Origin of the sequence: Streptomyces exfoliatus, assembly GCF_000725545.1 — a bacterium.
GTDB classification, from domain to species: domain Bacteria; phylum Actinomycetota; class Actinomycetes; order Streptomycetales; family Streptomycetaceae; genus Streptomyces; species Streptomyces exfoliatus.
In genome coordinates this window covers 1-16,399 of record NZ_JNZP01000036.1, presented here as the reverse complement: position 1 = coordinate 16,399, position 16,399 = coordinate 1, and the positions used below count along the sequence as shown (strand labels likewise).

Annotated in this window: 2 protein-coding genes and 1 pseudogene; all 3 read right to left on the bottom strand. The window is 75.5% G+C overall.

The features are described 5' to 3' along the window. Window positions 1–38: 38 nt before the first annotated feature. Complete coding sequence (locus IO20_RS42440) at window positions 39–2,693, bottom strand: type I polyketide synthase (protein ID WP_051894199.1); 2,655 nt, start codon at window positions 2,691–2,693, stop codon at window positions 39–41. 10 nt (window positions 2,694–2,703) lie between these two features. After that, window positions 2,704–5,063 (bottom strand): annotated as a pseudogene (locus IO20_RS42435) (type I polyketide synthase); the annotation flags it as partial. Window positions 5,064–5,192: 129 nt separating this feature from the next. Then, window positions 5,193–16,399 (bottom strand): type I polyketide synthase (locus tag IO20_RS0130870; RefSeq protein ID WP_031127747.1); only part of this gene is annotated, 11,207 nt, incomplete at its 5' end.

The following is a 16,399-nucleotide window of genomic DNA, read 5'->3' as shown; positions in this document are numbered from 1 at the left end:
CCGGACGGCCCGGCTTTCCCGGGCTGAGGCAGGCCTCCTCAGCGGCCGAGTTGGTTGTCGATGAGGCTGAAGAGTTCGTCGACCGAGGCCGACTCGATGGCGTCGGACGCGTCGGCCTCGGGCTCCGCGGCCTCCGCCGTCCCGTCCGTCCCCTCGATCTGGGAGAGCAGCGCCCTCAGGCGGGCGGAGACGGCGGACCGGTCGGCGTCGTCCTTGGAGACCGCGGCCAGCTTCCGTTCCACCTGGTCCAGTTCGTCGAGGAGCGCCTGGCCGGGGTCCGGGGCCTGCGGGACGAGGCAGTCCCGCAGGTAGGCGACGAGAGCGGCCGGGGTGGGGTGGTCGAAGACGAGGGTGGCGGGCAGCTTGACGCCGGTGGCGGTGCCGATCCGGTTCCGCAGGTCGACCGCGGTGAGCGAGTCGAAGCCCAGGTCCTGGAAGGCCCGTTCGGGGGCGATGCTCTCGGCGTCGCTGCGGCCCAGGACGGCGGCCACGTCGGTCAGCACGAGGGTGAGGAGCAGCTGGTCCCGCTCGACCTCGCTGAGGTCGGCGAGGCGGGCGGTGAGTCCGGCCGCCCGGTCGACGGCCGGGCCGTTCGCCAGGCCGCCGGACTGGGCGACGCGACGCCCGGGCAGGGCGGCGAGCTCGGTCAGGAGGGCGGGGATCCGGGGCTGGGCCCGGACGGCGGAGACGCCGACCGGGGTGGCGACGAGCGCGGCCCGGCCGTCGGCGGTGGCCCGGTCGAAGAGGGAGAGGCCCTCGACGCGGGCGATCGGGCGGAAGCCGTCGCGGGCGAAGCGGTTGAGGTCGCCCTCGGAGAGGTCGGCGTTGATGCCGCCGAGCTGCCACAGGCCCCAGGCGATGGAGGTCGCGGCGAGGCCGTGGGCGCGGCGGTGGGCGGCGAGCCCGTCGAGGAAGGCGTTGGCGGCGGCGTAGTTGGCCTGGCCGGGGCCGCCGAGGACGCCGACGGTGGAGGAGAAGAGCACGAACGCGTCGAGCTTCAGGTCCCGGGTCAGGTCGTGCAGGTGCCAGGCGGCGTCCGCCTTGGCCCGCAGGACGCCGTCGAGCCGCTCGTCGGTGAGCGAGGGGATCAGCCCGTTGTCGAGGACGCCCGCGGTGTGGACGACGGCGGTCAGCGGGTGTTCGGCCGGGATGGCGGCGAGGACCTGGGCCAGGGTGCCGCGGTCGCCGGCGTCACCGGCGACGACGGTGACGTGGGCACCGATGCCCCGGAGGTCGTCCAGGATCAGCTGTACATGCTCCGCCCGGTCTCCGGTGCGGGAGAGGAGCACGAGCCGGGAGGCGCCGTGCTCGGCGACGAGGTAGCGGGCGAACTCGGCGCCGAGGGTGCCGGTGCCGCCGGTGACGAGGACGGTGCCGCCGGCCTTCCAGTCGGGGGCCCGGCCGGCCGGGGTGTCGGTGACGGGGACGCGGCGCAGGCGCGGCAGGAGGACCGTGCCGTCGCGGAGGGCCGCCTGCGGTTCGCCGGAGGAGACGAGGGCGGCGAGGGCGGCGAGCCGCTCGGGGGAGGCGTCGGTGTCCGTACCGGTGTCGATGACGGCGATACGGTCCGGGGCCTCCGACTGGGCGGAGCGGAGCAGGCCCCAGACGGCCGCGCCCGGCAGGTCGGTGACGTCCTCCCCGTCGACGGTGGCCACCGCGCCCGAGGTGACGACGGCGAGCCGGGTCCCCTCCAGACGCTCGTCGGCCAGCCACTCCCGTACCAGGGCGAGGATCTTCCGGGTGGCGGTGCCGGTGGCGGCGGCCTGGTCGACGCCGGGTTCGGCGGGGGTCCACGGCACCAGCACGGTGTCGATGCGGGTGCCGGAGGCGAGGGCCGCGGCCACGGCGGCCGGGTCCGGATAGCGGGGGTGGCCGGGGTCGCCGCCGGTGCCGTCCGGGTCCAGGACGGCCCAGGCGGACGGTTCGGCGGGCTCGGGCAGCGAGCCGGCGGGTGTCCAGTCGACGTGGAAGAGCGATTCGCGTCCGGTGCTGTCGCCGCCGACGGCTGCCCTGAACTGCTCGGTGGGCATGTCGCGGAAGACCACGGACTCGACCGAGACCACGAGGTCGCCGGCCGCGTCGGCCAGCTGGAGGGAGATGGAGTCCGCGTCGATCTCGGTGACCCGGGCCTTGACGGCGGTGGCGCCGGTGGCGTGGAGCCGTACGCCGTACCAGTCGGCGGGGACCGGGATCGTACCGCCGGCGGGGTTGGCCGGCCGGACGGGCAGGGCGGCCTGGAGCAGGACGGGGTGGAGGCCGTACCGGCCGGCGTCGGCCTGCAGGCTGTCGGGGAGCTGGATCTCGGTGGTCCGGCCCGGGGCGTTCTCGTCCCAGGTGAGGGAGGAGGCGACCTCGGGCTCCTCGGTGAGGTACCAGCCCTCGGCGTGCATGGTCCACGGCGCGTCGAAGTCGTCGGGACGGGAGTACAGGCAGAGGCAGTGGCGTCCGGTGTCGTCCGGGGTGCCTGCCCTGACCTGGATCTGGATGTTGCCCTCCTCGGGGAGGACCAGCGGCACCTGGAGGTTGAGCTCGTCGAGGGCCGGGTGGCCGATCAGGTCGCCCGCGTGGATGGCGAGTTCGACGAGGGCGGAGGCGGGGAGTACGGGTGAGCCGAGGACGACGTGGTCGGCGAGCCACGGGTGGCTCTTGAGGGAGAGCCGGCTGGTGAAGAGGATCTGGTTGAAGCCGGCCACGGTGATGGGGCTGGCGCTGGAAGGCGTATGTGGGGAGGGGCACCTGACGGGCGCCCGTGCCCTCGTACAGCGCCCGCCAGTCGACGGGGATCCCGCGCGTGAAGAGGGTGCCGACCGCCGCGAGGAGGGTGGTGACCTCGTCGCGGCCCCGGCGCAGGGCGGGGACGGCGCCTTCGGCGAGGGCGGAGAGGATCCCGTCGGGACCGATCTCCAGCAAAGAGGTGACGCCCTCGGCGGTCAGCGTGTCCACGGCGTCGGAGAAACGGACGGTGCCACGGACCTGGTCGGCCCAGTACTGGGCCGACCGCAGATCGTCGCCGGTGGCGAGCTTCCCGGTCACGGTGGAGACCACGGCGATACGAGGAGCCGCGTACGTCAGTTCGGACGCGACGGCCTTGAACTCGGCCAGCATCGGATCCATCAACGGCGAGTGGAACGCGTGGCTCACCCATCAGCCCGGCCCTGGCGACCACCAGACGGACCGCGTCCTCCAACGAGAACACCCCCGCCACATGCGCCGCCGCGATCTCACCGATCGAATGCCCGGCCACGAAGTCCGGCTTCACACCCCACGACTCCACCAGACGGAACAACGCGACCTCGACCGCGAACAACGCCGGCTGCGTCCACCCCGTCTCGTCCAAGCCCTCACCCGAGGCGATCACCTCACGGACCGAACCGCCAAGACCCGCGTCCAGGAGGCTGGCCGCCTCGTCGAAGGCGGCGGCGAAGACGGGGAAGGAGGCGTGGAGCTCCTGTGCCATGCCGGTGCGCTGGGCGCCCTGGCCGGTGAAGAGGAAGCCGAGCCGGCCGCCCGCGCGTTCTCCGCGCACCAGGCCGGGGGCCGTACCGCCCTCGGCGAGCGCCTTCACTCCCGCGAGAAGTTCGCCCCGGTCGCTGCCGGTCACCACGGCGCGGTGGTCGAGGGACGCACGGCCGGTCGCGAGGGAGAAGCCGACGTCGAGCGGGGACACGCCGAGGTCGGCCGTCAGCCGGGCGTAGAGCCGCCGGGCCTGGTCGCGGAGCGCGTCCGCCGTCTTGCCGGACACGGTCCACGGCACGACCGGGAGCGTCGTCGCTGCCGCACTCGCACCCGAGGTGACCTTCCCCGTCGCCTCGGCCGTCGTCGCCGGGGTCCGCTCGGCGGACTCCGCCGTGGCCTCCTCGGCCGGCGCCTCCTCGATGATCACGTGCGCGTTGGTGCCGCCGAAGCCGAACGAGGAGACGGCGGCGCGGCGCGGGGCGCCGGTCTCCGGCCACGGCCTGGCCTCGTGGAGGAGGGAGACGGCGCCCGCGTCCCAGTCGACATGGGTGGTCGGTTCGTCGATGTGCAGGGTGCGGGGCAGCACGCCGTGATGTTCGACTTGAGGGAGCCGAGGTAGAGCGGGCGGTCCTCGGGGCGGTCCTGGCCGTACGTGGCGAGCAGCGCCTGTGCCTCGATCGGGTCGCCGAGCCGCGTCCCCGTACCGTGCGCCTCGACCGCGTCGATGTCGGCGGGGGTGAGACCGGCGCCCGCGAGGGCCTGGCGGATGACCCGCTCCTGCGCCGGACCGTTGGGGGCGGTGAGGCCGTTGGAGGCACCGTCCTGGTTGACGGCGGAGCCCCGCATGACCGCGAGGACCTTGTGGCCGTTGCGGCGGGCGTCGGACAGCTTCTCCACGAGGAGGAGGCCCACGCCCTCGGCCCAGCCGGTGCCGTCGGCGTCGGCGGAGAAGGACTTGCTGCGGCCGTCGGCGGCGAGTTGGCCGCCAGGTGGAGGGCGACGAGCGAGGAGGAGCAGGCGGTGTCGACGGTGACGGCCGGGCCTTCCAGGCCGTACGTGTAGGAGAGGCGGCCGGAGGCGATGGAGCCGGCGCTGCCGCTGAAGAGGTAGCCCTCGAAGCCCTCCGGCGGGAGGTGGGGGCGTGAGCCGTAGTCGTTGTACATGACGCCGGCGAACACCCCGGTCCTGGTGCCCTTGAGCGAGACCGGGTCGATGCCGGCCCGCTCGAAGGTCTCCCAGGCGGTCTCCAGGAGGAGGCGCTGCTGCGGGTCGGCGGCGAGGGCCTCGCGGGGGGACATGCCGAACAGCTCGGGGTCGAAGAGGTCGGCGTCGTAGAGGAAGCCGCCTTCACGGGAGTACGAGGTGCCGACCTGCTCCGGGTCCGGGTTGTAGAGGGTCTCCAGGTCCCAGCCGCGGTCGGTGGGGAAGTCGGAGACGGCGTCGACCCCGTCGGCCACCAGCTGCCACAGGTCCTCGGGGGACGAGACGCCTCCCGGGTAGCGGCAGGCCATGGAGACGATGGCGATCGGCTCCTGCTCCTTGTCCTCGACCTCGCGCAGACGCTTGCGGGCGTCTCGGGCGTCGGCGATGGCCCTCTTGAGGTATTCGCGGAGTTGTACCTCGTCAGCCACGTGAATTCAGCTCCCCGGGGGTGGTGTGTCCGATGGCCAGTGGGTGGGTGGTGGCCGGTGCTTCCGGTGCTTCCGGTGCTTCCGGTGGTCCGGCGGGACGCCGGGTCATTCGAGTTCGTCCAGGAGCGCGAAGAGTTCCTCGTCGCTCGCCGTCTCGAGGTCCTGGTCGTCGGCGGTGTCCTCGGGCCGTCCGGGGTCACCGGCGCCCTCGGCCGCCCTGAGCAGCTCCTTGAGCCGTGCGGTGATCAGGTCGCGCGCCTCCTGGTCCGGTGCGGCGGCGGCGATGGCCGCCTCCAGGCCGGCGAGGGGGGCGAGGACCGGTTCGGCCGGCGAGGCCTCCTCGACGGCCAGTTCGCCGAGCAGGTGGGCGGCGAGCGCCTGCGGCGACGGGTGGTCGAAGACGAGGGTGGTCGGCAGCCGCAGTCCGGTCGCCCGGTTGAGCTGGTTGCGCAGTTCCACGGCGGTGAGGGAGTCGAAGCCGAGCTCCTGGAAGGCCCGGTCGGCCTCGATGCGGCCGGGGTCGCCGTGTCCGAGGACACCGGCCACCTGGGCGCGGACGAGGTCGGTGAGGGCGCGTTCCCGCTCGGCGGGGGCGAGGGCGGCGAGCCGCTGGGCGAGCGAGGCCTCGTCGGTGGTCCCGCCGCTCGCGACGGCGGTGGTGCGGCGCTTGGCCGGGCCGGCGAGGGCGCGCAGGACGGGCGGCAGTTCGTCGCCCCTGCTGCTGAGGACCGCCGTGTCGAGGCGGGTGACGGCGAGGACGGCTTCTCCGGTGGCGGGGGCCGCGTCGAAGAGGGCCATCGCCTCCTGGGAGGCGAGGGGCCGCAGGCCCACGCGGGCCAGACGGCGCAGGTCGGTCTCGTCGAGGCTGCCGGAGATCGTGCTCGCCTGGGCCCACAGGCCCCAGGCGAGGGAGATGCCGGGCAGGCCGTGGGCGCGGCGGTGGGCGGCGAGGGCGTCGAGGAAGGTGTTGCCGGCCGCGTAGTTGGCCTGTCCCGCGGTGCCGATGAGGCCGGCGACGGAGGAGTAGAGGACGAAGGCGGTGAGGTCGAGGTCGCGGGTGAGTTCGTGCAGGTTCCAGGCGGCGTCGACCTTGGGGCGCAGGACCTTGTCGAGCTGGTCGGCGGTGAGCCGGGCGGCGACGCCGTCGTCGAGGACGCCCGCGGTGTGCACGACGGCGGTCAGCGGGTGTTCGGCCGGGACGGCGGCGAGGACGCGGGCCAGGGAGTCGCGGTCGGTGACGTCGCAGGCGACGGTCTCCGCGTGGGCTCCGAGTGCCTCCAGTTCGGTGTGGAGTTCGGCGGCGCCGGGGGCGTCGGGGCCGCGGCGGCTGAGGAGCAGCAGGCGGCGGGCGCCGTGTTCGGTGACGAGGTGCCGGGCGAGGACGGCGCCGAGGGCTCCGGTCGCGCCGGTGACGAGGACGGTGCCCTGGTCCCAGCGGGGGGCCTGGGTGTCGGCGGCGGGGGTGGTGCGGGTGAGGCGGGGGACGGTGAGGGCTCCGCCGCGTACGGCGACCTGCGGTTCGCCGCTGGCGACGGCGGCGTCGAGTCCGCTGTCGGTGGGGGCGGCGGGGTCGAGGTCGACGAGGACGATGCGGCCGGGGTTCTCGGTCTGGGCGGACCTGAGGAGGCCCCAGACTCCGGCGTGGGCCAGGTCGGTGACGTCCTCGGCGCCGACGGCGACGGCTCCGCGGGTGGTGACGACGAGCCGGGTGTCGGAGAGCCGGTCGTCGGCGAGCCAGCCCTGCACGGTGTCGAGGACTCCGGCGACGGAGGCCCGGGCCCGCTCGGGCAGCGTTCCTCCGGTGTCGGCCGCGTCGGCGGCGGCGGGCAGGAGGAGTACGGCGGGTGCCGGGGCGCCCGCGTCGAGCGCCGCGGCGAGGGCGGGCACGTCCTCGTACGTGTCGCCGTGCCCGAGCACCGCCCAGCCGGTACGGGCCGGGGTGGCCGTGCCGGTGGGGTGCAGGGCCGTCCAGCCGAGGCCGAAGAGGCCGTCGCGGGCGGCCGTTCCGGCTTCGCGGAGCGCCTCTTCGGACAGCGGGCGCAGGAGCAGCGAGTCGGCGGCGGCGACGGGGACGCCCGCGCCGTCGGCGACGGTGAGCGCGACCCGCAGGGAGTCGACGCCGGACCGGTCGAGGGAGAGCCGGACGCGCAGGACGGTCGCGCCGGTGGCGTACAGGCTCACTCCGGACCAGGAGAACGGCAGCCAGGAGGGGCCTTCGGGCTCGGCGACGCCGGGGAGCAGCGGGTGCAGGGCGGCGTCGAGAAGGGCCGGGTGGAGGCCGAAGCGGGGGGCGTCGGCGCGGTGGGCCTCGTCGAGGACGACCTCGGCGAAGAGTTCGCCCTCGGTCTTCCAGAGGCGGCGCAGCCCCTGGAAGGCGTTCTCGTAGCCGTATCCGGCGGTGGCGAGCCGGTCGTACACGCCGTCGAGGCCGACCTCGGCGGCGCCGGCCGGGGGCCAGGCGAGCAGCCCCTCGGGGGTGGCGGCGCCGGTGCCGAGGCGTCCTTCGGCGTGCAGGGTCCACGGCAGGTCCGTGTCGTCGCCGCGGCCCTGGTCGGGCCGGGCGTAGACGGCGAGGGTGCGGCCGCCGGTCGCGTCGGGTTCGCCGACGACGACCTGGAGCTGGACGGCGCCCCGCTCGGGCAGGATCAGCGGCGCGGCGAGCGTCAGTTCGTCGACGCGGTCGCAGTCGACCTGTTCGGCCGCACGGAAGGCGAGGTCGAGGAGACCGGTGGCGGGCAGGAGGACGGTGCCGCGGACGGCGTGGCCCTCCAGCCAGGGGTGGGTGCGGCGGGAGAGGCGGCCGGTGAAGAGGTACGCGTCGCGGTCGGCGACCCGGACGGCCGCGCCGAGCAGCGGGTGGCCGCCGTCGGCGAGGCCGAAGCCCTCGGCGTCGCCGGGGGTGGCCGATCCCTCCAGCCAGTAGCGGGCGTTCTCGAAGGCGTACGTGGGCAGGTCGACCCGGCGGGCGCCGGGGAAGTACGACTGCCAGTCGGGGCGGGTGCCGCGCAGCACGATGCCGGTGAGGGCGGTGGCGACGGTCTCGGCCTCGGGCCGGCCGGACCGGAGCAGCGGGGCGAGGAAGCCGGCCTCGCGGGTCAGGCACTCCTGGGCCATGGCGGTGAGGACGCCGTCGGGGCCCATCTCCAGGTAGTCGGTGACGCCGAGTTCCTCGAGGTGGCGGACGCCGTCGTGGAAGCGGACGGCCTCGCGGATGTGGCCGACCCAGTAGTCGGGCGAGGTGAGCTGTTCGATGGTGGCGAGGACGCCGGTGACGTTGGAGACGACGGGGATGCGGGGCGCGTGGTAGGTGAGGCCCTCGGCGACGTGCCGGAACTCGTCGAGCACCTCGTCCATGTGCGGGGAGTGGAAGGCGTGGCTGACGGGCAGCCGCTTGGTCTTGCGGCCGCGGATGCGCCAGACGGTCCTGATCTCCTCGACGAGCTCCTCGTCGCCGGAGATGACGGTGGCCCGGGGGCCGTTGACGCCCGCGATGGCGACGGAGTCGTAGTCGTAGTCGGCGAGCAGGGACCGTACCTCCTCCTCTCCCGCCTGGATCGCGGCCATCGCGCCGCCCTCGCGGGCCGCCTGCATGAGGCGGCCGCGTTCGGCGACGAGCGTGCACGCGTCGGCGAGGTCGAGGACTCCGGCGAGGTGGGCGGCGGTGACCTCGCCGATGGAGTGGCCGAGGAGGTAGTCGGGGGTGATCCCGTGGTGCTCGGCGAGCCGGAAGAGGGCGACCTCGATGGCGAAGAGCGCGGACTGGGTGAAGGCGGTCTGGTCGATCAGCGCCGAGTCGGCCGAGCCCTCGGGGGCGAAGAGGACGTCCTTGACGGGCCGGAACAGTTCGGTGTCGAGGTGCCTGCACACCTCGTCGAGGGCCTGCCGGAAGACCGGGGACGACTCGTACAGTTCGCGTCCCATGCCGAGCCGCTGGCTGCCCTGTCCGGTGAACAGGAAGGCCGTCTTGCCGCGGCGTCCGGCGGCCGCGCGGGCCACGGCGGGCGTCGACTCGCCTCGGGAGAGGGCCGCGAGGCCGTCCATGAGGGTGGCGCGGTCGGCGCCGAGGACGGCGGCGCGGTGCTCCAGGGTGGCGCGGGTGGTCGCCAGGGAGAAGCCGATGTCGGCCGGGGCGAGTTCCGGGTGTTCGGTGAGGTGGTGGTGCAGACGGCCGGCCTGGCGGCGCAGGGCCGTCTCGTCCTTGGCGGTGAGGATCCACGGCAGGAGGGCGGTGGCGTCGGCGGCGACGATGGCCGGGGCGGCCGGTGCCGGGACGGGGGCCGGGGTGTCGGGGGCCTGCTCCAGGATGACGTGGGCGTTGGTGCCGCTGATGCCGAAGGAGGACACCGCCGCGCGGGCGGGACGGCCGGTGGCCGGCCACTCCCTGGCCTCGGTGAGCAGCTCGACCGCGCCGGCCTCCCAGTCGATGTTCGACTTGAGGGAGCCGAGGTAGAGCGGGCGGTCCTCGGGGCGGTCCTGGCCGTACGTGGCGAGCAGCGCCTGTGCCTCGATCGGGTCGCCGAGGCTGGTGCCGGTGCCGTGCGCCTCGACGGCGTCGACGTCGGCGGGGGTGAGGCCGGCGCCCGCGAGGGCCTGGCGGATGACGCGCTCCTGCGCCGGGCCGTTGGGGGCGGTGAGGCCGTTGGAGGCGCCGTCCTGGTTGACGGCCGAGCCCCGCATGACCGCGAGGATCTGGTGGCCGTTGCGGCGGGCGTCGGACAGCTTCTCGACGAGGAGGAGGCCCACGCCCTCGGCCCAGCCGGTGCCGGAGGCGTCCGCGGAGAAGGAGCGGCAGCGGCCGTCCTCGGAGAGGCCGCGCTGCCGGGAGAACTCCTTGGCCGCCAGGTGGAGGGCGACGAGCGAGGAGGAGCAGGCGGTGTCGACGGTGACGGCCGGGCCTTCCAGGCCGTACGTGTAGGAGAGGCGGCCGGAGACGACGCTGGAGAGGTTGCCGGCGAGGAGGAAGCCCTCGAACTCCTCGGGGCTCTTGGCGAGCCGCGAGGCGTAGTCGTCGTACATGGCGCCGGTGAAGACGCCGGTGCTGGTGCCGCGCAGGAGGGCCGGGTCGATGCCGGCACTCTCGAAGGTCTCCCAGGCGGTCTCCAGGAGGAGGCGCTGCTGCGGGTCGGTGGCGGTGGCCTCGCGCGGGGACATTCCGAAGAACGCCGGGTCGAACCGGTCGGCGTCGTGGAGGAAGCCGCCGTGGCGGACGTAGGAGGTGCCGGTCTTCTCCGGGTCCGGGTCGTAGAGGGAGTCCAGGTCCCAGCCCCGGTTGTCGGGGAACTCGCTGATGGCGTCGGTGCCTTCGACGACGAGGCGCCACAGGTCCTCGGGGGACGAGACGCCGCCGGGGAAGCGGCAGGCCATGCCGACGATGGCGATGGGCTCGTCGGCGGCCGCGGCGGTGCGGCGGACCGGGGCGACGGTGGCGGGCTTGGCGCCCGCGGCCTGCCGGTGCAGGTAGGCGGCGAGCGCGGCGGGCGAGGGGTGGTCGAAGACGGCGGTGGCGGGCAGCCGCAGTCCGGTGGCGGTGTTGAGCCGGTTGCGCAGCTCCACTCCGGCCAGGGAGTCGAAGCCGATCTCCTTGAAGGCGCGTTCGGGGTCGATGCCCTCGGGGCTGCTGTGGCCGAGGACGCCGGCGACGATGCCGCGGACGAGGTCGGTGGCGGCGGCGCGGCCGTCCTCCTCGGAGAGGGTGGCGAAGCGGCGGGCCCACTCGGTGCCGCCTCCGGCGCCGCCGGCAGTGGCGCCCTGGGCGGCGCGCGCGGCGGGCCGGGGGCGGATCAGGCCGCGCAGCAGGGCGGGCGGGTTGCCGTCGGCGGCGCCGCGCAGCCGGGCCAGGTCGAGGAGGGCGGGGACGACGAGGGCGTCGCCGCCGTGGAGCGCGGTGTCGAAGAGGGCGAGGCCGGTGGCCGGGTCGAGCGGGTCGACGCCGGCGCGGGCCCAGCGGGCCAGGTCGGCGTCGCCGAGCTGGGCGCCCATGCCGTGGCTGGAGTCCCACAGGCCCCAGGCCAGTGAGGTGGCGGCCAGGCCGTGGGCGTGGCGGTGGGCGGCGAGCGCGTCGAGGTAGGTGTTGGCGGCCGCGTAGTTGGCCTGGCCTGCGGTGCCGGTGATGCCGGAGACGGAGGAGAACAGGACGAAGGCGGCGAGGTCCAGGTCCCGGGTCTGGTCGTGCAGGTTCCAGGCGGCGTCGACCTTGGGCCGCAGGACGCTCGCGAGCTGGTCGGGGGTGAGGGACTCGACGGTGGCGTCGTCGACGATGCCGGCGGTGTGCACGACCGCGGTGAGCGGGTGCGCGGGGTCGACGGCGTCCAGGAGGGCGGCGACGGCGTGCGGGTCGGCGGCGTCGGCGGCGACCGTCGTCACCCGGGCGCCGAGCTCGGCGAGTTCGTCGGCGAGCCGGTCGGCGCCGGGCGTGGCGGGTCCGCGGCGGCTGGCGAGCAGCAGGTGGCGTACGCCGTGCCCGGTGACGAGGTGGCGGGCGAGGAGGCCGCCGAGGCCGCCGGTGCCGCCGGTGACCAGGACGGTGCCCTGCGGGTCGATGCGGGGCGCGTCGGCGGGGGCGGCGGCCCGGTCGCGGGTGAGGCGGGGGGCGTACAGGCGGGTGCCGCGCAGGGCGAGCTGCGGTTCTCCGGTGGCGAGGGCGGCGGGCAGCCGCTCCTCGGCCTCGGGGGTGCCGTCGAGGTCCAGGACGACGAACCGGTCGGGGTGTTCGCTCTGGACGGCGCGCAGCAGGCCCCAGACGGGGGCGGCGGCCAGGCCGTCGACGGGCTCGCCGGGGGTGGTGGCGACGGCCGTGGTGGTGGCGAAGGCGAGGCGGATGCCGTCGAAGCGTTCGTCGGCGAGCCAGCGCTGGGTGAGCGCGAGGGCGCGGGCGGCGGTGTCGTGGGCGGCGGCCGGGGTGTGGACGCCGTCCGCGGCGGGGGCGCCTTCCGCGGCGGGGGCGCCTTCCGCGGTCCGGGCGCCTTCCGCGGTGACGCGGACGAGGAGGACGTCGGCGTCGAGTCCTTCCGGGTCCGGGAGGGCCCCGTCGGTGAGCGCGGCGGATTCGACGACGCGGGGCGCGGGTCCGCCGGCCGGGGTGAGCGCGGTCCAGGCGACGGTGAACAGGCCGTCCGTGGTGGCGACGGGCGCGAGCCGGTCCTTGGCGACGGGCCGGAGCATCAGCGAGTCGACGGCGGCGACGGGGGCTCCGGCGGCGTCGGCGAGGTGCAGGCTCACCGTGTCGGTGCCGGTCCGCTCGATGCGGACGCGGACGGTGGTGGCGCCGACGGCGTGGGTGGTGACCCCGCTCCAGGCGAACGGCAGCCGGATGGTGTCCGGTTCGGCCGGGTCGGCGGCGTCCAGGACGACCGGGTGGAGGACGGCGTCGAGCAGCGCGGGGTGGATGCCGTAGCGGGCGGCGGCCTCGTGCTGGTCGTCGGGGAGGGCGACGTCGGCGTAGCTGGTGGTGCCGTCGTCGCCGCGCCACAGGGCGCGCAGGCCCTGGAAGACGGGCCCGTACTCGTAACCGAGGTCGGTGAGCCGCTCGTACGCGTCGTCCAGCGGCACCGGGCGGGCGTCGCTCGGGGGCCACTCGCGCAGCTCGTCGAAGAACGGCGCGTCGGGGACGGCGGGGGTCGCGGCGAGGGCGCCGGAGACGTGCCGGGTCCAGGCGCCCTGCTCGTCGTCCTCGGTCTCGGGCCGGGAGTACACGGTGAAGGTGCGGGTGCCGGCGGCGTCGGCGCCGTCGGGGGCGGAGACGGCGACCTGGAGGCGGACGGCGCGCTGCTCGGGGAGGGCGAGCGGGGCCTCCAGGGTGAGTTCGACGAGGTGCTCGGCGCCGGCCGCCCGGCCCGCCGCGGCGGCGAGTTCGATGAAGGCGGTGGCCGGTACGAGGACGGTGCCCTGGATGCGGTGGTCGGCGAGCCACGGGTGGCCGCTCAGCGACAGCCGGCTGGTGAGGACGAGGCCCTCGCGCTCGGCGAGGTCGACGGAGGTGGCCAGGAGGGGGTGTCCCGCCGGGTCGAGGCCGAGGCTGCGGGCGTCGGTGCGGGCCTCGGGCCTGAGCCAGTAGTGGCTGCGGCGGAAGGCGTACGTGGGCAGGTCGACGCGGGCGCCGCCGGGGTGGAGCGACGCGAGGTCGAGCGGGACGCCGAGGGTGTGGGCGCGGGCGAGCCCGGCGGTGAGCGTGGCGTCCTGGGGGCGGCCGGACCGCTGGAGGGCGACGGCCTGGGAGGTGTCGGCCAGGAACGATCCCGCGGCCATGGCGGTGAGGACGGCGTCGGGGCCGACCTCGACGAAGGCGGTGACGCCCTCGTCCTCCAGGGTGCGGGTGGCGTCGAGGAACCGTACGGCCTGGCGGATCTGCCGCACCCAGTAGTCGGCGGTGACGAGGTCGTCGCCGGTGGCGGGCAGGCCGGTGACGGTGGAGACGACCTGGAGGCGCGGCGCGTGGTAGGCGAGGCCCTCGGCGACGGTACGGAACTCGTCGAGGATCGTGTCCATGTGCGGCGAGTGGAAGGCGTGGCTGACCGTCAGGCGGCGGGTCTTGCGGCCGCGGTCGCGCCAGAGCGCGGCGAGCTCGTCGGCGGCGTCGGCGTCGCCGGAGACGACGACGGCGTCCGGGCCGTTGACGGCGGCGACGGCGAGCCGCCCCTCGTACGGGGCGAGGGTCTCGGCGACCTCGTCCTCCGCGGCCTGGAGGGCGACCATCGCGCCGCCGGGGACGGCGGCCTGCATGAGGCGGCCGCGGGCGGCGACGAGGGCGGCGGCGTCCTCCAGGGAGAGGACCCCGGCGACGTGGGCGGCGGCGAGTTCACCGATGGAGTGCCCGGCGACCGCGTCGGGGGTCAGCCCGTGCGTCTCCAGGAGCCGGTGGAGGGCGACCTCCAGGGCGAACAGGGCGGGCTGCGTGGCGCGGGTCTCGTGGAGGAGGGCGACGTCCTCGGACACGCCGTCGGTCTCCGCGTCGAACATGACGTCGCGCAGCGGCCGGCCGAGGTCGAGGTGCGGGTCGAGCGCGGCGCACACCTCGTCGAGGGCGGCGGCGAAGGCGGGCCGCGTCTCGTACAGCTCGCGGCCCATGCCCGGGTACTGGGCGCCCTGCCCGGTGAACAGGAAAGCGGTGCGGCCCGCGCGGGCCGCGGAGCCGGTCACCAGGTGGGGGGCGTCGGCGTCCCGGCGCAGCGCGTCGAGCCCGGCGAGGAGCTCCGCCGCGCCCGTGCCGGTGACGACGGCCCGCTCGGACCAGGTGGCCCGGGTGGTGGCGAGGGAGAAGCCGATGTCGGCGGCGCCGAGCTCCGGCCGGCGCTCCAGGTGGGCGTGGAGCGCCTCGGCCTGGGCGGTGAGGGCGGCGCGGTCGGGGGCGGAGAGTGCCCAGAGGGCGGGCGTGGGGTTGCCCTCTGGGCGGTTCGAAGGAGCGGACCCGGCGGGTGCGTCCTGACCGGATGCGGCGGTTGCGTCCTGCGCGGGCGCGTCCGCAGTCGGCGCGTCGGCAGTCGGCGCATCCGCCGTCGGTGCCTCCGCCCGCTGCTCCTCCGCCTGCTCGACGATGACGTGGGCGTTGGTGCCGCTGATGCCGAACGAGGAGACGGCGGCGCGGCGGGCGCGCTCGGTGGCCGGCCAGTCGCGGGCCTCGGTGAGCAGCTCGACGTCGCCGGCCGTCCAGTCGACGCGGGGGGTGGGCTCGCCGACGTGGAGGCTGCGCGGCAGCATGCCGTGGCGGATCGCCTGGACCATCTTGATGACGCCGCCGACACCGGCCGCGGCCTGCGCGTGACCGATGTTCGACTTGAGCGATCCGAGATACACCGGCGCTTGGTCGCTTCGGTCGCTTCCGTAGGTGGCGAGGATCGCCTCGGCCTCGATCGGGTCGCCGAGGCGGGTGCCGGTGCCGTGCGCCTCGACGGCGTCGACGTCGGCGGGGGTCAGCCTGGCGTCGGCGAGGGCCTGGCGGATGACCCGCTCCTGGGAGGGGCCGTTGGGGGCGGTCAGGCCGTTGGAGGCGCCGTCCTGGTTGACGGCGGTGCCGCGGATGACGGCGAGGACCTGGTGGCCGTGGCGGCGGGCGTCGGACAGCTTCTCGACGAGGAGCAGGCCCACGCCCTCGGCCCAGGAGGTGCCGTCCGCGTCGGCGGAGAAGGACTTGCTGCGCCCGTCGGCGGCGAGGCCGCGCTGCCGGGAGAACTCCACGAACATGCCGGGGGCGGACATGATCGTCGCGCCGCCCGCGATGGCGAGGGTCGTCTCGCCCTGGCGCAGCGACCGTACGGCCATGTGGAGGGCGACGAGCGAGGACGAGCAGGCGGTGTCGATGGTGAGCGCGGGGCCGACGAGGCCCAGCTGATAGGCGATGCGGCCGGACATGACGCTGCTGGTGGAGCCGGTCAGCAGGTGGCCCTCGACGCTCTGCGGGGCCTCGTGCAGGCGCGTGCCGTAGTCGAGGGCGGTGGCGCCGACGAAGACGCCGGTGCGGCTGCCCTTGAGGGTGTGCGGGTCGATGCCGGCGCGCTCGACGACCTCCCAGGCGGTCTCCAGGAGGAGGCGCTGCTGCGGGTCCATGGCGAGGGCCTCGCGGGGCGAGATCCCGAAGAAGCCGGCGTCGAAGAGGGCGGCGTCGTGCAGGAAGCCTCCCTCGCGTACGGAGCTCTTGCCGGAGCGCTCGGCGTCCTGGTCGTACAGGTCGTCGTCCCAGCCGCGGTCGGTCGGGAATCCGGAGATGGCGTCGGTGCCGTCGGCGACGAGGCGCCACAGGTCCTCGGGGGAGGCGACGCCGCCCGGGTAGCGGCAGGCCATGCCGACGATGGCGATCGGCTCGTCGTCCTGGAGGGGCGCGGCGAGGTACTCCTCGACGGCGCCGGCCGCGCCGGTGAGTTCGGCTTCGACGTGGGCGGTGAGCGCGGCGGGGGTGGGGTGGTCGAAGAGGAGGCCGCTGGCGAGGCGCAGGCCGGTGGCGGTGGCGAGCCGGTCGCGGAGCTCGACGGACATCAGGGAGTCGAAGCCGAGGTCCTTGAAGGAGGCCCGGGCGTCGGCGCGGCGACCCTTGTCGTAGCCGAGGACGGCCGCGATGTGCGCGGACGTCAGGTCGGTGACGGCACGGGTCCGCTCGGCGGGGGACATCGCGGCGAGCCGGCTGCCGAGTTCGCCGCGGGGGGCGGCGGCGGGGGTGCTCGGGGCGGGGGCGACCGGGAGGGCGGGGGTGGTGCGGTCGGCGGTACGGGGTTCGAGCCAGTGGTGCTGGCGCTGGAAGGCGTATGTGGGGAGGGGCACCTGACGGGCGCCCGTGCCCTCGTACAGCGCCCGCCAGTCGACGGGGATCCCGCGCGTGAAGAGGG